The sequence below is a fragment of the Ruegeria sp. C8 genome (genome assembly GCF_056537565.1).
Genome location: NZ_JBQFRV010000004.1, coordinates 1 through 19,836, shown reverse-complemented (window position 1 = coordinate 19,836; position 19,836 = coordinate 1). Strand labels below are relative to the sequence as shown.

Genomic DNA, 19,836 nt, shown 5'->3' with positions numbered 1-19,836 from the left:
GGAGCAGGCATGGCCAAAACACCCCCGCCTTTCGCCCCTTTTGAATGGAAGATCGCCTGGCGCTACCTTCGCGCGCGTCGGGCCGAGGGCGGCGTCAGCGTGATGACCTGGATCTCGCTGACCGGGATCACGCTGGCTGTTTTTGCGCTGATCGCGACCCTAGCGGTACGTTCGGGGTTCCGGGCGGAATTCGTCGGCACCATTCTGGGGGCAAACGCACATGTGACGGTCTATTCCTCCGGTGAGATCGACGCGCAGGGGCGGGTTGACCGGACCATTGCAGATTTTGAGGAACGTACTGCGCGTTTGGCGCAGGTGCCCGGCGTTGAACGGGTCGCCCCCTTGGTCAAAGGGCAGGTGCTGATCACCAATCGCGACCGCAGCAGTGGGGTTCAGGTCTTCGGGATGCGACCGGACGATCTGCGCGATTTGCCGGGTATTGCGGAAAGCGAGGAAGCGGTTGGCGATCTGGCTCAGTTCCAGACGGGCGAAGACGTAATCGCCATCGGTTCAGGCGTGGCGCGCAGCATTGGCGCCACCGTTGGCGACACCGTCAAACTGACTTCGCCGAACGGGGTCAAGACGGCCTTTGGAACCTCACCACGAGTAAACGCCTATCGCGTTGTTTACGTGTTCTCGGCCGGGCGCTACGATATCGACCGCACGCGGGTCTATATGCCGTTCTCGCAGGCGCAGAGTTTCTTCAATCGTGAGGGCGTCGCTGACGAGATCGAGGTCATGGTTGAACGCCCCGAAGACCTCAATCCGATCCTGATCCCCATCCTTGAAGCCGCAGGCGAGCGCAGCCAGATCTGGACGTGGCAGGATGCCTCGGGCGGGTTCTTGAGGGCACTGGAGGTCGAGGACAACGTGATGTTCATCATCCTGTCGATCCTTGTCCTCATTGCGGCAATGAACATCGTCTCAGGCCTGATTATGTTGGTTAAAAACAAAGGCCGAGACATCGGTATCCTGCGCACCATTGGTCTCAGCGAGGGCTCGGTCCTGCGGGTGTTTTTCATCTGCGGCGCCTTCACGGGCATCATCGGCACGGTCATGGGGGTGATCCTAGGTTGCCTCTTCGCGCTCTACATCGACCCTATCTTTTCGTTTGTGAATTACGCCATGGGCGGCGGTGTTTGGGATCCGTCGATCCGAGGGATCTACGCCTTGCCCGCCGAGCTTCACCTCAGCGATGTTCTGAAGGCGATTGGTTTGTCTCTGGGCCTGTCTTTCCTTGTCACCTATTTCCCCGCCCGCCGCGCCGCGCGGCTGAACCCGGTTGAGGCGCTGCGCTATGAATGATGTGAGCTTGCGGCTGAACGGCCTGACGAAAACCTACCTGAAGGGCACTCCGGGTGAGGTGCAGGTTTTGCGCGGGATTGATCTGGAGTTGCAGGCGGGCGAGGCCGTCGCGCTTGTTGCGCCCTCGGGTGCGGGCAAGTCGACCCTGTTGCATATCGCCGGGCTGCTGGACACGCCGGACAGTGGCAACGTTGAGATTGCGGGTCAGGATCTTGCAGGAAAAGGCGACCGTACACGCACCTCCGTGCGACGTCAGGATGTCGGGTTCGTCTACCAGTTCCACCACCTGCTGCCCGAGTTTACAGCGCTCGAGAACATCACCCTGCCACAACTCGCCAACGGTGTGTCTGAGCGGGATGCGCAGGACAGGGCGATGTCCCTGTTGGACCGTGTCGGTGTCGCCCAACGCGCCGATCACCGTCCGGCGGCGTTGTCTGGAGGGGAACAGCAGCGGGTCGCGTTCTGTCGCGCTCTGGCCAACGCTCCGCGCGTTCTGCTGGCGGATGAACCGACAGGCAACCTTGACCCGGATACATCGGATCAAGTGTTCGAGGCCCTGATGACCCTGGTTCGCGACCAAGGCCTGTCGGCGCTGATCGCCACGCACAATCTGGACCTGGCCGCGCGGATGGACCGCATCGTCAGGCTGGAAGGTGGGGTGCTCAAGCCAGTTGAGTGATCGCCACTCCGATTGCCATCACCGCAATTCCTCCTGCGCGCATCAGGGTAAGTGGCGTGACCTGCGCGCCGAACAGGCCGAAATGGTCAATGGCGGCTGTGCTGATCAATTGCCCCAGAAGGACAAAGAACACGGCATTGCCGACGCCGAAATGCGGCGCGACATGGGTGATCGACAGGACGTAGAAGGCGATCAGAACGCCCGCGAGCAACAGGTGTTTCGGGGCCTGCGCCACTTTTGACAGCGCCTCAAAACCGGGAAAGACCACCATCACCAGCGCGGAAGACCCGAAGGCGATGGCAAACAGGATCACAGCCGCTGTGGTCGGCGAGCCGATAAGCTTGCCGAGCGCCGCGTTCAAAGCTGCAAGGATTGGGACTCCGATCCCGGCGGCCAACATGATGGCTGCGTATTGTGTCATGGCCCGAACCCTCTTTACCCGTATTCGTTGATCTGGATCATTGCGCCAAGCCGCGCAGCGGGCAAGCCTGTTGACAGCAATTGTGGTAGGAGGATGCGATGATCACAAAGCTTTGTTTTGCAACGGCGTCAGCTCTGTTTGCCATGTCTGTCCCCCTCTGGGCGCAGGATGCAGAGAAAGGCGCCGAGCTTTACCAGCACTATTGCGCCACCTGCCATGGGATTGATGCAACCGGCCATGGGCCGATGGCCGGAGTGCTTGTCATTCAGCCGACCAACCTGAAGACACTGGCAAATGCAGACGGTGTTTTCCCTACGGCCCGCGTGGTGGGGCGGATTGACGGGCGTGATCCGTTGGTGAGCCATGGCAGTCCGATGCCAGTTTATGGCCCGTATTTCGAAGGGCAGGACACGGCGATCAAAACGCCCGATGGGCAGCCGATCCTCACCAGCCAGCCCATTGTGGATCTGGTGGAGTATCTGAAAACCCTGCAGGACGGCTAAGCGTTCAGCTGCAAATGCCTTCTACCTTTGCCTCGCTCCACGGGATCGCGATGTCACGCTCGCGGCCGATCTGCGGCAGCGGGGACAGTTCGAAATGTACCCCTAACATGTCGTGCAATCGTTTGGTGCGCTGCGCCTGAGGGTCTAGCGCGCGGCAGCAGACATATTCCTCTACAATCGCGCCCTGCTGTTCGAACCCGTAGGACAGGAAATCGGGCGAGGTTTCCAGATCGAACAAATACGGATCTTTGCGCCCGCCATGTTCCGCTGCGGCGCGCAGGGGGTGATAGCCTGTGGTCTCGCGGTTCTGCCATTGCCAGATATGGGTCAGTTCATGGGCCAGCAGCATGGCGGCGATCAGGTTCATCTCTTCAGGGTAGTCGGACATGTAATCGTCAAGATACCAATCGCGCGCGAAATAGACTTTGTTGAACAGGGCAACGGCGGCCGGTTTTCCGGTGACCACACCAGCCTCGACAGGGGGCAGGATACGTTCCCGACAGGCCTCGCGCGGGCGCGCTTCGCGGAAATAGGTGACTGGCACGACTGGGGCCCCTTTTACCAGCCGGACGCTATCCAGATCCAAGGTCGTGCCTTGCACCGCGCTTGCAAAGCCACGCTCCTGCTCGGTCAGGGGACGCCCGCAGGAGGACAGAAGCAAAAGGAGCATAAACAGAATGCGCAAGGCCATGAGGTCAACCCTAGTGCGTCACTTGCGTTGCGCAAGGCGATTTCACGTAGACGTGGCCGGGCCGCAGCCGGTACTTGATCTGGCACAAGACCAAATCGGCACGATACCTTTACACGGGTCGAAAGATCTATCGGAGAGTCCATGTCCAGTTGGGTGCCATTCATATCAGCTTTGACGGCGTTTTTCCTAAGCCACGCCATTCCCGCGCGGGCACCGGTGCGGGCCAGATTGGTAAAGGTTCTGGGGCAAAAGGGGTATCTGCTGGCGTATTCGGCATTGTCCGTCATTGTCCTTTCATGGCCACTCGTGGCCGCAGCAAACGCGCCCTATGTCGAGGTCATCCCTCCGTGGCCTGCGCTGCGTTGGGTGCCGTTGGTCGTGATGCCGGTGGTGTGCTGGCTCGCGATGGCCGGACTGACCATCCGTAACCCGTTTTCGTTTGGTGGGCTGGGAAAGGCGGGTTTTGATCCGGACCGCCCCGGTATTTTGCGCACCACCCGCCATCCGCTTTTGGCGGCGCTGATGCTGTGGGCCGGGGCGCATCTTCTGGCGAATGGCAGTTTGTCTCATGTGATCCTGTTTGGCCTTTTCGCCGTTTTTGCCGCGCTGGGCATGACGTTGATCGACCGCCGGACGGCCCGGTCATTAGGCAAGGACTGGCCTCGCCTGTCGCGCAATACCGCACGGTTTTCGCTACGCGCGCCCTTACCTTGGCCGCCCATGCGCGTTTGGCTTGCTTCGCTTGCCGTCTTTACCGTTCTGATCGCCTTGCACGGTGCTGTGATCGGCGTCTCACCACTTCCCTGACGCAAGGAGTGGTCGACCCGCATATCTCGTGCTATCTGATATGCCGAAGTCTGACTTGTGAGGTCCAAAAATGCATCTGGCCTATGTTACCACCACTGATCGCGGCGCGACTGACCGCTTGTTAAGCGCCGTGGCCGCACACCTGCTGGCGCGTGGTGCCAAACTGGCGGGGGTCGTGCAGACCAACACGGAATGCACCGATAGCAGCAAATGCGATATGGATGTGCAGGTTCTGCCCGATGGCGAGACCATCCGTATCTCGCAATCCCTGGGCGAGCATGCGCGCGGCTGCCGTCTGGACCCTGCAGCGCTCGAGCAGGCTGTAGGACAGGTCATGGCAACGCTTGCCAATGACCCGCAGCTGATGATCATCAACAAGTTCGGCAAGCACGAGGCCGACGGGCGCGGTTTCCGCCCCGTCATCGCCGAGGCTCTGGCACAGGACATCCCCGTTTTGCTGGGCGTCAACGGGTTGAATGATGAGAAGTTTCAGGCCTTCACGGGCGGGGCGGCAGAACAGCTGACGCCGGATATTGAAGCGATTGTCAGCTGGTTCGAAAAGGTCTCAGCACAGCGGGCGGATGCCGCATAAGGGCAGCCTCACGTAGCGTAATGCGCTGATATCCTGACTTGTTTGGTTGTGCCTTGGCTGCAATCCTCTCTCTGGGAGGACAATAAGCATGTGGTCAAACTGGGCCGGGAACGAAACCGCCACAGCTCCGATTGCGCGCCCTGTGGGATTGGAACAGCTGCAGGCGACGGTGGCGGAGCCTGCAAACGTGCGGGTCGTTGGGGCAGGGCATTCCTTTACCCCAATCGTAGGCGGCGCCGAGCGGATATTGGATTTGTCGGAGTTGCATTTGCCTACGGTTGGACCGGTCGAAGATGGGCAGGTTTGGGTCAACGCAAATGCGCGTTTGCGAGATCTTTCTCCTGCTTTGGCCGAGCAGGGTGTGGCGTTCCGCAATCTGGGCGACATCAACACGCAGTCTCTGGCCGGGGCCGCGTCCACGGCTACTCATGGCACTGGTCGCACTTTGCCCTGCCTTGCGGCCGAGATTACTGATGCCAAGTTCATCGGTGCGAGCGGTGACATATTGACCACTTCGCAAATCCCGCTGGAGATGGCGCAGGTGACGCTGGGCTTGCTGGGTATTCTGACCGAGGCGCGGATCAATGTCGTGCCGAAATACAGTCTGCGCCGTCAAGTCACGCTGACCGATCTGCCGGATGTCTTGGCCAACATGCATCAGAACTGGGCCGAGAACCGGAATTTCGAGTTCTTTTACATCCCCTTCACCGGCAAAGCGGTCGAGCTGCGCCACGCCCTCACCGATGCCCCCGAAAGCAAAGCACCGCGCGATCTGGATATGCTGGCGGTCAAGGTGCTGAAGCTCGCCCGAAACGCGGGACGCTTCAGTCCCGGCCTGCGCAATCTTTTGCTAAACCTGCTCACGCTGGCCCAGTCGGATGAAGACTACGTGGGCGAAAGCTGGCGGGTGCTGTGCAGCGACAGGCATATACGGTTCAAGGAGATGGAGTATCATCTACCCGCCGATATCGCTGGTGATGTGTTGGCCGAGGTCTTTCGTCGTCTGGAGCGTGACCACAAGGACATCTATTTTCCGATCGAAGTGCGCCAGACAGCAGGTGACACAGCCTGCCTGTCACCGTTTCAGGGCGGCCCGCGGATCTCGATCGCACTGCACACGGATGCGGGTGAAGATCACAGCCGCTATTTCAACGCGCTAGAGCCATTGTTTCTTGAGGCTGGAGGGCGCCCGCATTGGGGCAAGATGCACAGTCTTTCCTACAAAGACTTGTCCGGCCTCTACCCGGATTTCGATCGCTTCTGCGCCCTGCGTGAGGAATTGGACCCACAGGGCAAATTCATGACGCCCGCCTTGGCCCGGTTGTTCCGGCCATGAACGATCCCTACCTCACCCGGTTGTCCGAGACTTTGCGCAAGTACGAGGTCGACCAGCCGGTCGTCGCAGTAGACCTGGATCGTGTTGAGGCAAATTGCCGGGCAGCACAGGCCGCAGCTGACCCAGGTCTGGACCGGCGCTTGGTCGCAAAATCTCTGCCTTGTCTGCCGTTGCTGGATCATATCCGCAGGCTGATTCCCAGCTCAGGCCTGATGAGCTTTTCCGAACCGATGCTGTCGGCTCTGCTGCAGGCAGAACAAGAGACAGATCATCTGATCGGAAAACCGCTACCCGTCACCTCTGCCGCGCGTGTGTTGCAGTCTTGTCCGGGCGCCGCAGACCGAGTGCAATGGCTGATCGACACCCCTGAACGCTTGCGCGAGTATCTAACCTTGGCGGAGACAAGCAAAACGGCGCTGCGTTTGTCGCTTGAGGTGGATATTGGTCTGCACCGTGGCGGGTTGAAGGTGGATCAGGTTGCCGCACTCGCACGGGTGATCTCGGCGCATCCAAACGCGCGTTTAAGCGGGCTTATGGGGTATGAGGCGCATCTGGCGAAGCTGCCTGGTTTCCTCAAGTCCCGCGCGAGCAATTCGAGCGCTAAGGCGTTTGCTCAAGCCGTGGCTTCGCTGCCTGAAGGTGCGGACTATTGCCTGAACACTGGCGGTAGCCTTACATTCCAGAGCTACCGCGCACCAGGGCCAGCCACCGAGGTTGCGTTTGGTTCGATCCTCGTGAAGCCATCCGATTTCGACCACGCGACCACTACTGGCTTTCAACCAGCTGCGTTTCTGGCCACCCCTGTCCTCAAGACCATGCCGTCAAACCCTCTGCCCGGATTGGAATTCCTACCCCAGCGCAAAACCCATATCGCGATCTTCGGAGGGCATTTCCCCGGCCAACCCGTACACCCCGGCGGGTTCACCTATTCCTCGGTCTTCGGGCGGTCGAGCAATCAGGAGGTTTGGACTGGCCGCTCTAGCCATGCCGTCAAACCCGGTGACATCGCCTTGATCCGCCCGAGCCAAAGCGAGGCTGTTCTGAACCTGTTCGGATCGGTTTTGGCAGTGCGAGAGGGGCAGGTGATCGCGGAATGGCCATGCTTGCCGAATTGACTCCGATAGCGCAGCGATACTTGTGCAATTTTTCGACCGTTTTTCACCGCGAAGCGCATTGAATTCGCAAAGCTATGGGCGTAGGTCTCAACGCGTGCCGACCACGTGTCGGCACAGGTTGCCCGCGTGGTGGAATGGTAGACACAAGAGACTTAAAATCTCTGGGCCGGAAGGCCGTGCCGGTTCGAGTCCGGCCGCGGGTACCACACACAGCTCCTTAGACCGGATAGTCGAGCCTTGTGATCAGCTGCCAGATATCTCGGTTCAGGGTGGACAGGTCTTCGACAACCTGTTCGATCTCGCGCAGGGCCTCACCGTCCAGAGTATCCGTGCGACCCATTTTTATGTCTGTTTTCCGATCCGCAATGCGCATCAGAATGGTCTTGGGATTGCCGCTTTCTGGATCGAAAGAATAGATGCAATGATTGAACCGGTTGCGAATGCCGGACAGTTTTCCAAGCCGTTTGGTGTGCTCCAGGATCGGGTCCCGAATGCCCTCGGGGCGGCCATCCATTTTCGCGAGCCGCTCAACCAGATCAATCCGGGCGCGGGTCGTGTTCAGGGTCAGAAATATGATTACGGCAGAGTCTTTGCTGGTTCCCGCCAGACCCGCAATTAGGTGGATCAGCAGGCTTTCGGTGTTGGTCCACATATAGTTCAACCGCCCCACCAGCAGGATCAGCCGATCAAACCGCTCTTCCACGAGATCAGCCAACACGGGGGCTTTGCGCATCAAACGGCGCAACCTCGAAATAGAAATGAGCGGCGGCGGTCCGGTTGCTGACCCCGATTTTGCCGACCACATTGTGCATATGCAGTTTGACGGTATGTTCCGTAATCCCCAGCCCGGCCGCGATGACCTTGTTGCTCTGCCCTTGAGACACCAGCCTGAGAACCTCCTTTTCCCGTTTAGTCAGCTTGTCGAAGAGTTCAACCTGCTGTGTGTCCGCAGGCTTGGGCGTTACAGATGACGCCGGTGCCTTGCACGGGTTCGCCTGAGGGCCTGCGACACAATCGGCGAGGAAGCTGGGCAGGTGAAGCTGCTCATGCATAAGGAGCCTCAGGATCGACCGCCACACATCAGGGGCGACGTTCATAGGCAGAAAGCCGATCTCGCCGTACCGGCTGCGATCCCAGCGTTCAAACAGATGCCGGGCTGCGGCGTCCTTGCGATAAGAAAACGCGAGGCATCCAAACGGAACCTGTGCCGCGTATTTACTTGGCCGTTCCAGCAGATCCTCCAGCATGACCTGATCTACGACCAGAACGCGGCTAGCATTTGCTTTGGCAGATGTTAGGTCGTCCAGTGAATCGAAACGCGATGCGCGAACGTCAAATTCGTTCTGGACGCTTCTGAGGGTCTGATTGGAGAGAAAAAGCTCTCGACCAATGAAGTGAATTGAAAGGTCTTCGGTCTTGATATTCTGGTAGGTGTAGTCACGCTCAGACGAGTCAATCATTACTGTCCCCCCCACTAAAAAACCGAACTGCAATTCGCAGTTTTTCACACAAGTAATTCGGGCAGTTCGAAAGCCGAAATAGTCTTAAAAATATAGACTTATTGTAGATGAAATGTAGGGGGTCAGCAACCGGATATTCGGATTTGATACTTGGTCCTAGAACCATTGATTAGGGTTGTGTTCCGGTGATTTCGGGTAAGTAGAGGGAATTCAACGGCTTCTTTCGTCTAAGACCAATCGGTAGGGTTTTAGGCCGGAATTTTTAGCGAAAATTCCGACCACTCTCGCAATATCCCCGGATTTCAACAGGCTAGACGTTCTAGAGCTTTTCGATAGCTTGGCAGCTTTGTCAAAGGCTGCGACGCTTCCTCTACTTCAGATTGCGAAGGTTTTTCCTTCAACGCCCGCTTTTCGCGCATTTTCGCGAATCTCTTTTCAGCGGGGACGTCGGCTTAGCCGGGAAAGGAGGTGCAGAAAGCTCGGAACCAACAGACCGCAGGGATATGCGCGTAGGCATACCGTGCGGATTTTTGTTTCAACCGCACGAGTAACCACCTTTGAGATGAATGGTGGTCAGGTGCGCCAATAGAGTGGAAATCAATATGTCTGACCGTAGAATTCTATCCCCAGTCACAACCGTCGAAGAAATTGATGTTGAAGACATGGACCCGGTCGTTGAAGACCCGGGTGTTGAAGATCCTGAATTGGAGATGGCTGAAAACGCCCAACAGCAGCAACAGCAACAACAACAGTCTGTCGACAACACAAACGGCGGTGACGACAGCAACACCAATGGTGGCAACGACAGTAACACCAATGGTGGAAACGACAGCAACACGAACGGTGGCAATGACAGCAACACCAATGGTGGCAATGACAGCAATACCGTTCGCGACAATGGCAACAGCACCAATGACAACGTGAACCGGGTCGATATCGACTTTGGTGAAGGCGAGTGGATTCCGCGCGACGATGACAAGGTCGACGTGGACATCGGCGACGATGCCTCGACCGGTGACGTGATCACGGCCGGAGACGACGTGAACTATGATCCCGGTGACGATCTGAACCTGGATATTTCGTTGAACGGCGAAGGCAATGACATGGCCTCGTTCAACAACCAGTATGCCAGCCTGACGGACAATGACACGCTGAACGGTGCGACCGTGTCCAACTCCGGTACCTTCGAACAGAATGGTGATGCCAATGGCGGCACCGCGACTGCAGAAGAGGGTATCGACACATCGTCCGATGGTGGAGCGTCTGGCAGCGGTGGCACCAGCCATGGCGGTGATGCGTGGGGTGATACCCATGGCAGCACTTCGATGGCCCTCGGTGGCCACTCCGGAGATGCAAACGGCGCGGCAACCGGTGGTGCGGGCGCAAGCTCGGGCGAAGCGAATAACGGCAGCATCGGTCTAGGCCTGTCAGGGGCGCAGTCGGATGGTGACGGTACTGGCGCCGCTGGCGGCAACGCCAACAGCACCTCGAACGCGACGAACTCCGGAACGTCCAGTGCAAGCAGCTCTGGCGATGGTGGAGAAGGCGGCGCGGCTGGATCTCTGGGCCTTGGTGTTGGTCTTGGTCTGTCCGGCTCGAACGCGAGCGGCAATGCGGATGGCGGCGACAATACCTCCGATTCGATGGGAACTGGCCTTGGTCTGGCGGGCACTGATGCGTCTGCACAAGGCTCGAACGCTGGCGACGGCAATGCACAATCCAGCGGTAGTGCCGACAACACAAGCTCTGGCAGCAACCAGGCCAACGGCGCGACCGCTGGCAGCAACAATGCTGCGGGTATCGCGGGTGCTGGCGCTATGGGGGCCAATGACGCTGATGGCGGCAATGGTCCGGGCGGTAGCGGCTCCGGTGGTACTGGGACCGGTGGTAACGGTCCGGGCGGTGACGGGACTGGCGGTAACGGGCCGGGCGGATCTGGCACTGGTGGCGACGGACCGGGCGGTTCGGGCACCGGTGGTAACGGACCGGGCGGCACAGGTTCCGGCGGTAATGGTCCGGGTGGTGCTGGCCCAGGTGGCACAGGCTCTGGCGGAGCCTCTGGAACAGCCGAGGGCGCACTTTCTGCACTGAACCAGCAGAATCTTGGTCTTGGTCTGAATCTGGCCGATCCTGATCCGACAACGGGCGGTGGCGGCACAGCCGGAGATGCAACTGGAACCGGTGGCGCCGGATCTGGCGGAGCAGGCTCTGGCGGCAATGGCCCCGGTGGCGCAGGCTCTGGCGGTAACGGTCCGGGCGGCACAGGTGCCGGCGGAAATGGTCCTGGCGGTGCGGGTTCGGGCGGCAATGGTCCGGGCGGTGCAGGCACCGGTGGCATGGGCATGGGCGGGAATGGTCCCGGCGGTGCAGGTGCTGGTGGTGCAGGCGGTGGCCGCGTTGACACAAGTTCGGACGCGCAAGGCGTTGGTGATCAGTCTGCGACAGGTCCTGACATCTCGCAAAGCCCGGGTGACGTGACAGGTGCAACCAACAACCTGCAAACCCCGGACGGATCGGGCGGCGGCGGCGGCAGCAATGCGACCGATGGCACGGCCGAAGCAACCGGAACCGGTGAATCGACCGCCGAAGGTACTGGCGGTGCAGGTGGGATGACCTCGCCGACGTCGAGCTCGGCCGGTAGTGGTGCTGGATCTGCGGATGCGACCAATACCGCTGGCGATGGTGGTGACAATGAGGTGTTTGCAGAAGCTGACACCGATGGAACCGCTGACAGTCTGGCCGAAGCGATTGCCGGGTATGGCGGCGCGGGGTCTGCTGACAACGATGCGACCTCGACTGGAACCGGCAGCGCGACGGGATCGGCAATGTCCGGTGACGGCGGCTATGGTGGAGCGGCCACAGCGGCTGGCGGCACCAGCGGCGCGGTCATGGGAAGCTCGACCGGCGGCATGACAAACGGTGCAACCAATACCGGTGGCGAAGCCTCGGGCGCCAATTCTGGCGCAGGTGGTGCAGGCGGAAACGCCGGTACCTGGGGCTCTGACAACGGTGGCGATGGCATTGTGAACGGCGAATCCTATGCCTCGGCTGCGGCTGTTGTGGATACGGCGGCGTTCAACCAGTCGATCGTCATGGGCGCAAACGTCCTTGGTAACTCGGTCGATACGACCATGGTCGGCGGCTCGATGACGTCGTCCTACGCCAGCGACGATACCGAGGTCTAAGACCCGTTTCGGGCTCTGCCATTTTCAGAGCCCGAGCTTTTTTCAAAACCGCCGGGGGCGCGCCACGTGGCCCCGGCTTAGCAAACCCAAAGCGGAAATTTTCGGCCGTAGCGGGTGACAAGGAACCTTAATATGTCCCTCGACAGTATTACTGAAACGATTGCACATTTTGTTGGAACTTTTGAGCTGACAATCGAACAAGGACGATTGAGAGACCAGTATGAAGAGTTCACCGCGCTACGGCGGAAAGTCGAACTTGAAGATCTGTCAGACCCCACAAGAATTGAGGTCAAGGCCACGTTGAAGGCCGATCCGGGCGACTATGCCCCGATCCCTTTCAAATTCAACACACCTCCGGCCGAACTGCCACCACCACCCCCGACAAACGGCCCGAACTATGAGACAAACATTTTCCTCGACCCACCAGAGGGTCCTTCTGAGGCGGTACGCGAGGCGGCATTGGGTCCGTCGGAAGCACCGCCTTTGATGCTGTTCCAGGTTCAGAACGAACTGATTGGTTCAGCAGTTACCTACACGTTCCAAACACTGTTCCTGCGCGACAATGACGTCGTCGGAGAAGGGGAGTTCCGCGATGTCGGCGCCCTGATCAGTGCAGGGCAGGACATGCTCGAGGCCGCCCTGACATTCCATGCGGTGGCGGCGCCGTCCTTTGCGTTGGCCGATTATGCGTCGCTTGAACTGCTCTCTGAGATTGCCGAGCAGATTGTGAACCCGATGAACTCCGAGATCGAAGGTGTCACGGTTCACCAGTTCCACGGCGAAGACGCCGTCGGTGTGATCATAAACGGCGAAAAGGTTGAAGAGGCTCTGGAATGGGACGACCTGCTTCCGGCCTATCACCACCCAGATGAGGAAACCGAAACGCCGGATATGCTGCCCGTAGAATGGGACCGCTCGGATGACGAAGAATTTGCCGACGGCCATATGGTCATCGCGGGCGGCAACCTTGCGGTCAACGAAGTGGCGGCAACGATTGCCTGGATTGATGCGCCCTACATAGCCGTAGGCGGCAAGGCGATGGATTTGACTGTGATCAGCCAGGTCGCTGTGATTTCCGATTGGGACCAGATCGAAGAAGGCGGTAGCAGCGGAACCAAGGTGGTGCAGTCAGCCTCGGTCGGCGTTGAAGCGAAAGCTGCCTTTTGGCTGAACCAGGCCGAGGGGGCCGAAGGGCAACCCGCCTTTGCCTCGGTCGATTGGATCAGCGGCGATCTGGTCGTTGCGAATTTCATCAAGCAAGAGATCGACGCCACGGATATCGACCACATACAGGCCGAAATCTCGGCAAGCACGACGCTTTATGCGATGGGCGACAACCAGATGGTCAACGTCACCGAGATTGTCCAGCTGGGCAGCTACTATGATGTGATCATGATCGGCGGCAATATGATATCCGTCGATATGCTGTTCCAGACCAACGTGTTAGTGGATGACGATATCGTAACGGGCGGCTCGATCTCGGCGCAGGGTGATGAAAACCTTGTCATGAACGAGGCCTCGGTGTCGAAAACGGGTGAGGACAGCCACCAGGAGCTGCACCAGGATATGGCTAATGCCATGGCGCTGGGTGAAGCAGACATGGACGCGCTTGAGGACGCATTGCTCAACGATCCCATGTTCGCAGGGATGGAGCAGATCCGTGCCCTGAAAATCGAGGGCGATCTGCTGCAAGTCAACATCATGGAACAGGTCACCATGCTGCTGGATCAGGACGATGTGCATGTGTCCGGGCCCAAGGCTGCCGAGACGGAAATCACCGCGGGCAGCAATGCTCTGCTGAATGCGGCGAATGTTGCCAAGGCCGGGATCGACTCGGTGGTGATGGCGGCTGAGGAGACCTATTCAGATCTGCTCCTGCATCAGGCCAGCTTGTATGATGTGCCGGATCAGGAGGGCGTCTCTGAGCTGACAAATGATGCCATCGCCGTGTTGATGGAAGAGGCCAATAGCGAGCTGGCCAAGATCCACGAAACCGTCGCCAAACAAACAGCCCCGACCGAGATGGCGGGCGCTGACGACGGCCTGCAGACCATGCTGGCGTGATTTCCCGTAATTTTAGCGAGTGACCGAAAGGTTAGTTTATGTCGATTGTGTTTTCGTCGCGCCGCACCATCTGTTCCAGCCCTTTGGATCGAAATGGCGGCGTTGCCGTGTCCGAGGCGCCGCGTACCGAAAAGGGATCGAATACGCCGCAAGAACCCAAAGATTCAACCCTGCTTCTGCTGCATGATGCGCTGCGCGTCGATACGCCAGACGCGTCGCGGGGCGAGGAGCAAATGGCAGCTAAGTCTTGTACTGCAGAACCAAAGAACACTCACCGCGCCGATTCTCCCCTTCGGCGCGAACAGCCGCAACCTTCGCAAGATACGACCTCTGAAGGTGGCGGCGCTGGGGTGGCCGAAGCCGAGGCCTCTGATCCTTTTGACACCAACATACCCAAAGCGCGTAAGACCCCCTCTGCGCGCACAGATGGTGGGGATCGCATAGGCACTACGATTGAGGCCAAGGCAAACGAGCCGTTGCCGCCGACCAAATCTGGTGGTGGTGACGGCAATGGGCCACCCCACACCTTTCACAAGCGAACCCCGCCCGAGGATTTCCGGCGCACGTTGCGGGTTTCGATGCGCGCGATCTACCGTAATCTGGTGTTCGTTCTGGTGCTGACTTGTGCCACCAATATTTTGATCCTTGCTATTCCGATCTACCTTTTTCAGATCAGCGACCGGGTCCTGACCAGCCGGTCCCTAGATACGCTGATCATGCTGACCACGATCGTTGCCGGTGCGGTGATCTTTCAAGCGGCATTTGATGCGGTCCGTAGGTTCATGCTGATGCGCACGGCGGTAGAAGTGGCCGCACGGTTGGGTGCCCCGGTGCTGAGCGCTGCGGCCCATGCCTCATTGCATGGGAACGGGCGCGAGTATCAGACGCTGGGTGATCTGCAGCAGGTGCGAGGTTTCTTGGTCTCGGGCACGTTGATCTCATTTCTTGATGTGCCCTTTGCACCACTCTTCATCTTGATGATCTTTTTGGTGCATCCGCAGCTTGGCATGATCGTTGTCGTAACGGCCCTGTTGCTGATGACGATTGCCCTGATCAACCAGAAAACGACCGCGAAACCGTTTGCCGAGGCTAATAAGGCCCAGTCCATGGCGAACCAGCATCTGGATTCGATGTCGCGCAATAGTCAGATCATCAACGCGCTTGCGATGATCCCTGAGGCCGTCCGGATCTGGGGCCGCGACACCGCGCAATCGCTGACCTGGCAGGTGCGTGCGCAGGATCGCAACGTGATCTTCGCCGCCATTTCGCGGGCCGTGCGTCTGCTGACTCAGATCGCCATCTTGGGGTGGGGGGCGTTTCTGGCGCTGCAAGGTGAGATCACCGGCGGCATGGTCATCGCAGCCTCGATCATCGCCGGGCGCGCGTTTGCTCCTATTGAAGGCTCGATTGAAGGGTGGAACGGCTTCCTGCTAACCCGTGGGGCCTATGGGCGGATCAACGCGCTCCTGTCCAATTCCGCGCTTCAGTTCGAAAAACTGCGCCTGCCGCGTCCCGAAGGGCGGTTGGATGTCGAACGCCTGCTTTACGTTCCCGGAGGGACTAAACGCGTCGTGCTGAACGGGATCACCTTCGCGCTCAATCCCGGTGAGACGCTGGCGATCATCGGCAATTCCGGCGCGGGCAAGACGACGCTAGGCAAGACGCTTGTGGGCTCGATCCTGCCGACTTCGGGCAGTGTGCGGCTGGACCTGATGGACATCCGCAACTGGGACCCGCGCCAGTTTGGTGAAAGCATCGGCTACCTGCCGCAGGACGTGCAGCTGTTCCCCGGTACCATCAAGGACAATATCGGTCGGATGCGAGAGGACGCGACGGACGAACAGATCCACGACGCTGCCGTTCTGGCCGATGTCCACAACATGATCGCAACCCTGCCGCAAGGATATGAAACCGTGGTCGCCGCTGACGGATCGCCCCTGTCGGGCGGGCAGAAACAGCGCATTGCTCTGGCGCGCGCCTTCTTTGGCAATCCGCGTCTGGTGGTGTTGGATGAGCCGAACTCGAACCTCGATGTGGCGGGGGATCAGGCGCTGGCACGGGCGATTGCGCAGGCCAAGGACAGCAAGATCACTGTCGTTGTGATTACGCAAAAGCCGACACTTCTCAATGTGGTGGACAAGATCATGCTGCTGACCGATGGGCGTGTCGCCTTGTTCGGCCAGCGTGAACAGGTACTGCAGCAACTGAATGCGCCACGAAAACAACCTGGCATTGAAGGCCAGCAGGGGGGCTGATCATGAACGATATCGTACCCGTCAATACGTCTCCGTCCGAGCCGACCGTCTGGTATTCCGAAGTGCCGCGCTCAATCAATCGTCTGATCGTGGTGGGGTTCGTGATGCTTGTCGTATGCTTCGGTGGCTTCGGCGTCTGGGCCTTCAGCGCGCCGTTGGCGGCCGCCGTCATCGCGCAAGGCAGCTTTGTTGCCACCGGTCGGAACAAGATCGTCCAGCACCTTGAGGGTGGGATTATCGAGGATATCAAAGTCTCGGAAGGTGAGGCCGTGCAGGCCGGTCAGGTACTTATGACGCTGGATCAGACCTCAGCTGAGGCCAATGAGAGAGAGCTGTTCATTCGCAAGATCCGCCTGCAAGCAATGACCGAGCGGTTGCTGGCAGAATATGGCGAGCGCGAAAAGCTCAACTTCTCCCCCGACCTGATTGAGGCATCAAATGATGTTGAGGTGATGACGATCCTCGATGGCCAACGGCTCAGCTTTGATGTCTCGCGCAAAACGCTGCTGAACGATGTCGCGCTTCTGGCGCGCAACATGGAGGCTTTAAGGATCCGCGCCAGCGGGTTTGAGGCTCAGTTGAAAAGCATGCAGAGACGCTCGGAGATCTTGCAAGAAGAGTTCGAGACAAAGGAAGCCTTGTTCGAAAAAGGGTTGGTGCGCAAAGGCGATCTTAACACGATCCGCCGAGTTCAGGCCGAGGCCGATGGTCAGCAGGCCCGCCTGCAGGCCGAAGCCGCCGAGATTAACCAGATGCTGTTGAAATACGAGGAACAGATCTCCCGCACCCGTTCAGCCTATCGCGAGGCAGCGCTAGATGAGCTGGGAGTTATCGAAGCCGACCTGGAAAGTGTGCGTGAGAAATCCCGACAAGCCCGCAGCGTTCTGGCCCGCGCGGTCGTGCGCGCGCCCGTCACCGGAACCGTTGTGCGCCTTCACTACCACACACCCGGCGGCGTGATCGAAACCGGCGAGCCCATCGCCGAGATCCTGCCCGCCGACGCCCCGCTGATTATCGAGGCGCAGATACCCCGCACCGAGATTGACAGCGTCGTTACCGGCCAGGACGCGACGGTGCGCCTGATCGCGCTCAATCAGCGCACAACCCCGGTTCTGAGCGGTCAGGTCTTCTATGTCTCAGCCGACGCGCTGGTCGAGGATTCTCAAGGCGTCCCGCAAGAGGTCTATCTGGCGCGCATCTCACTGACACCCGAGGAATTGAAACGCGTCCGGGGGTTCGTGCCCACTCCGGGTATGCCGGCCGAGATCATGATCCAGACCGAAGAACGCACTTTTGCCGCCTATATCGCCAAACCTGTCTCAGACAGCATGTCTCGGGCATTTCGCGAGCAATAGGGCGATTTGGCTACACCAACCCGTCGTCGCATGCTAACCCTTGCATGTGTAGGCAACTAGGGGCCGGTGCAAATGCCACTAACAGTCAAGGATATGATGGAAGCGGCTAATGCCGTAGTCCCGCGTATCGGTGTGGATCAGGCCAACGCGCTGATCGGGGACGGCGCGTTGCTGCTTGATGTCCGTGACGTGGTCGAGCTTCAGCAGTCGGGTCGTGCAACCGGCGCGCATCACATCCCGCGCGGCATGCTTGAGTTCCGCGCCGATGACACGCTGAAATCCCATGATCCCGAGCTGCAAAAGGACCGGGCCACTATCCTCTATTGCGCCGCCGGAGGGCGTGCGGCGCTGGCAGGGAAGCTCCTCAAGGATATGGGCTATGACGAGGTCTACAACCTTGGCGGCCTGGCAGATTGGGTCAATGGCGGCGGCGAGACTGTGTCCGCCTAAAGGCGCAGGTTATGCGTTCAGGAAAGCCCTGACGGCGGCCTCAAATTCACGGGGCTTTTCGGCGTGCAGCCAATGCCCGGCCCCCGGGATTTTGGCAAAACGCGCGGCGGGAAACAGGGTTTTGATCTTGTCGCGGTGTTCGGGCAGAACATAGTCGGAATTGGCCCCGGCCAGAAACAGCGCTGGGCCATCCCAATGGGCGTCTATTTCGGGGAACCCCATAATCTTGGGCATCTCCGATGCCAGAGCATCAAGGTTCAGAAGCCAGCGTTTCCCCTCGATATCCAGTGATTGGGTAAAGAAGCTTTGCAATGCCGGATCAACCCCTTGCTCTGCCAGCTGTTCCGCCGCGTCGGACCGGCGCGCAACCCGCGAGAAATCGACCGCGCGCATCGCCTCAATGAACTGGATCTGGCTATGGCCGTAGGTCACTGGCGCGATATCGGCGACCACCATTTTTCGAACCAGATCCCCGTGTTGCAAAGCCAACATCATGGCCGCCTTGCCACCCATCGAATGCCCCACCACATCGGCTGATCCGCCAAGGCTCTCGATCACTTCCGCCAGATCGGACGCCAGATCAGGATAGTCGTGCTCATCACTCCACAGGCTCTGCGAGTGGTTGCGCATGTCGACGGCAATCACCTGCCGCTCGTCGGAAAGCCGCCGCGCGATAACGCCCCAGTTGCGGGCCGAGCCATAAAGCCCGTGCGCAATCAACAGGGGTGGGTTGTCCGTCGGGTCGCCATGGATGATCGTATTCAGCATAGTCTTGTGATACGCGCGACTGCACCGAACAACCAGCCCCATTGTCGCCCCTTCGCAGGGCGGTTAAGTTGTCCCGTCAGGAGGCGCCGATGACCCAGGAAACAGACATCCAGACCCAGATTGCGCAGACCATTCAGTTGCTGCGCAAGAAACTGGGGGTCAAGGACAAGACGCTGATCGCCTCGGTACGCCGCGCCAAGCGACGTTTGCCGCGCAATGTTTACAAGCAGGCCATGGTGTTGGCGCAAGCCGAACCGATGGCAGAACATCCGAAACTGCGTCTGGTTCTGGACGGGCCGAAGCTTGAGAAAGCCTCGGATGAAGTGCAGAACCATCTGAATGCCATCAATTTGGCGGACCGTCGATTGGGTTGGTTTCTGAGCTTTCTTGGCTCGGTCGCGTTGGGCCTGATCGCTTTGGCGGCATTGGCGATGATTGTGCTGCGCTGGCGCGGGTACATCTGACCAAAACGATATTGCAAATAAAAACGGCGCCATTTTTCTGGCGCCGTTTTCTTTTTCGGTTTCCGGTAAGAATTACAGGTTCGGATAGATAGGGAAACGGGCGCAGAGATCGGCGACTTCGGCTTTGACCTTGGCCTCGACCTCGGCGTTGCCGTCTTCGCCATTGGCGGCGAGGCCGTCGACCACTTCGATGATCCAATCCGCGATCTGGCGGAATTCGACCTCGCCAAAGCCGCGCGTGGTGCCGGCGGGCGAGCCCAGACGGATGCCCGAGGTGATGGTCGGCTTCTCAGGGTCAAACGGCACGCCGTTCTTGTTGCAGGTGATATGCGCGCGGCCCAAGGCCTTCTCGGTCGCGTTGCCCTTCACGCCTTTGGGGCGCAGGT

Annotated in this window: 18 protein-coding genes, 1 tRNA gene and 1 pseudogene; 14 read left to right on the top strand and 6 right to left on the bottom strand. The window is 59.3% G+C overall.

What is annotated here, in order from left to right; translation table 11 throughout:
* Positions 1 to 9 precede the first annotated feature (9 nt).
* Together ACR0KL_RS07010 and ACR0KL_RS07005 are read left to right on the top strand one after the other, a co-directional pair.
* Positions 10 to 1,305: a lipoprotein-releasing ABC transporter permease subunit gene (locus ACR0KL_RS07010; protein WP_480776819.1), complete on the top strand. Its 1,296-nt coding sequence runs from the start codon at positions 10 to 12 to the stop codon at positions 1,303 to 1,305.
* The gene (locus ACR0KL_RS07005; protein ID WP_170677232.1) at positions 1,298 to 1,984 is read left to right on the top strand and encodes an ABC transporter ATP-binding protein; all 687 of its coding nucleotides are present in this window, start codon (positions 1,298 to 1,300) and stop codon (positions 1,982 to 1,984) included. Before ACR0KL_RS07010 ends, ACR0KL_RS07005 begins: the two co-directional genes overlap by 8 nt.
* Here ACR0KL_RS07005 and ACR0KL_RS07000 read toward each other — a convergent pair.
* Positions 1,968 to 2,405: a DMT family transporter gene (locus ACR0KL_RS07000; protein WP_170461979.1), complete on the bottom strand. Its 438-nt coding sequence runs from the start codon at positions 2,403 to 2,405 to the stop codon at positions 1,968 to 1,970. The genes ACR0KL_RS07005 and ACR0KL_RS07000 overlap by 17 nt on opposite strands.
* Positions 2,406 to 2,503: 98 nt before the next feature.
* On the opposite strand from ACR0KL_RS07000, the gene ACR0KL_RS06995 reads away from it, so the two are divergent.
* Positions 2,504 to 2,908, top strand: a complete 405-nt coding sequence (locus ACR0KL_RS06995) for a c-type cytochrome (protein ID WP_170665542.1) — start codon at positions 2,504 to 2,506, stop codon at positions 2,906 to 2,908.
* Between the two features lie 4 nt (positions 2,909 to 2,912).
* Here ACR0KL_RS06995 and ACR0KL_RS06990 read toward each other — a convergent pair whose 3' ends face one another.
* On the bottom strand, positions 2,913 to 3,578 hold the full coding sequence (locus ACR0KL_RS06990; RefSeq protein ID WP_480554766.1) for a hypothetical protein: 666 nt from the start codon (positions 3,576 to 3,578) through the stop codon (positions 2,913 to 2,915).
* Between the two features lie 162 nt (positions 3,579 to 3,740).
* On the opposite strand from ACR0KL_RS06990, the gene ACR0KL_RS06985 reads away from it, so the two are divergent.
* The 5 genes from ACR0KL_RS06985 to ACR0KL_RS06965 all read left to right on the top strand — a co-directional run bounded on the left by ACR0KL_RS06985 (position 3,741) and on the right by ACR0KL_RS06965 (position 7,655).
* On the top strand, positions 3,741 to 4,406 hold the full coding sequence (locus tag ACR0KL_RS06985; protein WP_170677253.1) for an NnrU family protein: 666 nt from the start codon (positions 3,741 to 3,743) through the stop codon (positions 4,404 to 4,406).
* A 70-nt stretch (positions 4,407 to 4,476) separates the two neighbouring features.
* Entirely contained in the window at positions 4,477 to 4,998 is a 522-nt protein-coding gene (locus tag ACR0KL_RS06980; RefSeq protein WP_170677255.1) for a DUF2478 domain-containing protein, read from the top strand.
* Between the two features lie 88 nt (positions 4,999 to 5,086).
* Positions 5,087 to 6,334 carry a D-arabinono-1,4-lactone oxidase gene (locus ACR0KL_RS06975; protein WP_170677257.1) on the top strand — a complete coding sequence of 416 codons (1,248 nt, stop codon included), beginning with the start codon at positions 5,087 to 5,089 and terminating at the stop codon, positions 6,332 to 6,334.
* On the top strand, positions 6,331 to 7,449 hold the full coding sequence (locus ACR0KL_RS06970; RefSeq protein ID WP_480776818.1) for an alanine racemase: 1,119 nt from the start codon (positions 6,331 to 6,333) through the stop codon (positions 7,447 to 7,449). The genes ACR0KL_RS06975 and ACR0KL_RS06970 overlap by 4 nt, the downstream gene beginning before the upstream one ends.
* Positions 7,450 to 7,569: 120 nt before the next feature.
* Positions 7,570 to 7,655: transfer RNA gene (locus tag ACR0KL_RS06965), tRNA-Leu, on the top strand.
* Between the two features lie 11 nt (positions 7,656 to 7,666).
* Here the strand turns inward: ACR0KL_RS06965 and ACR0KL_RS06960 are convergent.
* The gene (locus ACR0KL_RS06960; RefSeq protein WP_170691295.1) at positions 7,667 to 8,182 is read right to left on the bottom strand and encodes a hypothetical protein; all 516 of its coding nucleotides are present in this window, start codon (positions 8,180 to 8,182) and stop codon (positions 7,667 to 7,669) included.
* Positions 8,157 to 8,909 (bottom strand): helix-turn-helix domain-containing protein, encoded by a 753-nt coding sequence (locus ACR0KL_RS06955; protein ID WP_480776817.1) that lies wholly within the window; start codon positions 8,907 to 8,909, stop codon positions 8,157 to 8,159. Before ACR0KL_RS06955 ends, ACR0KL_RS06960 begins: the two co-directional genes overlap by 26 nt.
* A 602-nt stretch (positions 8,910 to 9,511) precedes the next feature.
* Between ACR0KL_RS06955 and ACR0KL_RS06950 the strand changes: the two genes are divergently transcribed.
* The 5 genes from ACR0KL_RS06950 (at position 9,512) to ACR0KL_RS06930 (ending at position 18,218) form a co-directional block, all read left to right on the top strand.
* Complete coding sequence (locus ACR0KL_RS06950; protein ID WP_480776816.1) at positions 9,512 to 12,094, top strand: beta strand repeat-containing protein; 2,583 nt, start codon at positions 9,512 to 9,514, stop codon at positions 12,092 to 12,094.
* 132 nt (positions 12,095 to 12,226) lie between these two features.
* Positions 12,227 to 14,158 carry a type I secretion protein gene (locus ACR0KL_RS06945; RefSeq protein WP_480776815.1) on the top strand — a complete coding sequence of 644 codons (1,932 nt, stop codon included), beginning with the start codon at positions 12,227 to 12,229 and terminating at the stop codon, positions 14,156 to 14,158.
* Between the two features lie 38 nt (positions 14,159 to 14,196).
* Positions 14,197 to 16,413: a type I secretion system permease/ATPase gene (locus tag ACR0KL_RS06940; protein WP_170677267.1), complete on the top strand. Its 2,217-nt coding sequence runs from the start codon at positions 14,197 to 14,199 to the stop codon at positions 16,411 to 16,413.
* A gap of 2 nt (positions 16,414 to 16,415) precedes the next feature.
* Positions 16,416 to 17,768, top strand: coding sequence for an HlyD family type I secretion periplasmic adaptor subunit (locus tag ACR0KL_RS06935; RefSeq protein WP_170378100.1), 1,353 nt, complete (start codon positions 16,416 to 16,418; stop codon positions 17,766 to 17,768).
* Between the two features lie 72 nt (positions 17,769 to 17,840).
* Positions 17,841 to 18,218 carry a rhodanese-like domain-containing protein gene (locus ACR0KL_RS06930; RefSeq protein ID WP_170640219.1) on the top strand — a complete coding sequence of 126 codons (378 nt, stop codon included), beginning with the start codon at positions 17,841 to 17,843 and terminating at the stop codon, positions 18,216 to 18,218.
* A gap of 9 nt (positions 18,219 to 18,227) precedes the next feature.
* On the opposite strand, the gene ACR0KL_RS06925 is transcribed toward ACR0KL_RS06930, so the two are convergent.
* Complete coding sequence (locus ACR0KL_RS06925; protein WP_170677269.1) at positions 18,228 to 18,986, bottom strand: alpha/beta fold hydrolase; 759 nt, start codon at positions 18,984 to 18,986, stop codon at positions 18,228 to 18,230.
* 89 nt (positions 18,987 to 19,075) lie between these two features.
* Between ACR0KL_RS06925 and ACR0KL_RS06920 the strand changes: the two genes are divergently transcribed.
* On the top strand, positions 19,076 to 19,450 hold the full coding sequence (locus ACR0KL_RS06920; RefSeq protein WP_170677271.1) for a hypothetical protein: 375 nt from the start codon (positions 19,076 to 19,078) through the stop codon (positions 19,448 to 19,450).
* A 72-nt stretch (positions 19,451 to 19,522) separates the two neighbouring features.
* Here the strand turns inward: ACR0KL_RS06920 and glyA are convergent.
* Positions 19,523 to 19,836: pseudogene (gene glyA / locus ACR0KL_RS06915) on the bottom strand (serine hydroxymethyltransferase); the annotation flags it as partial.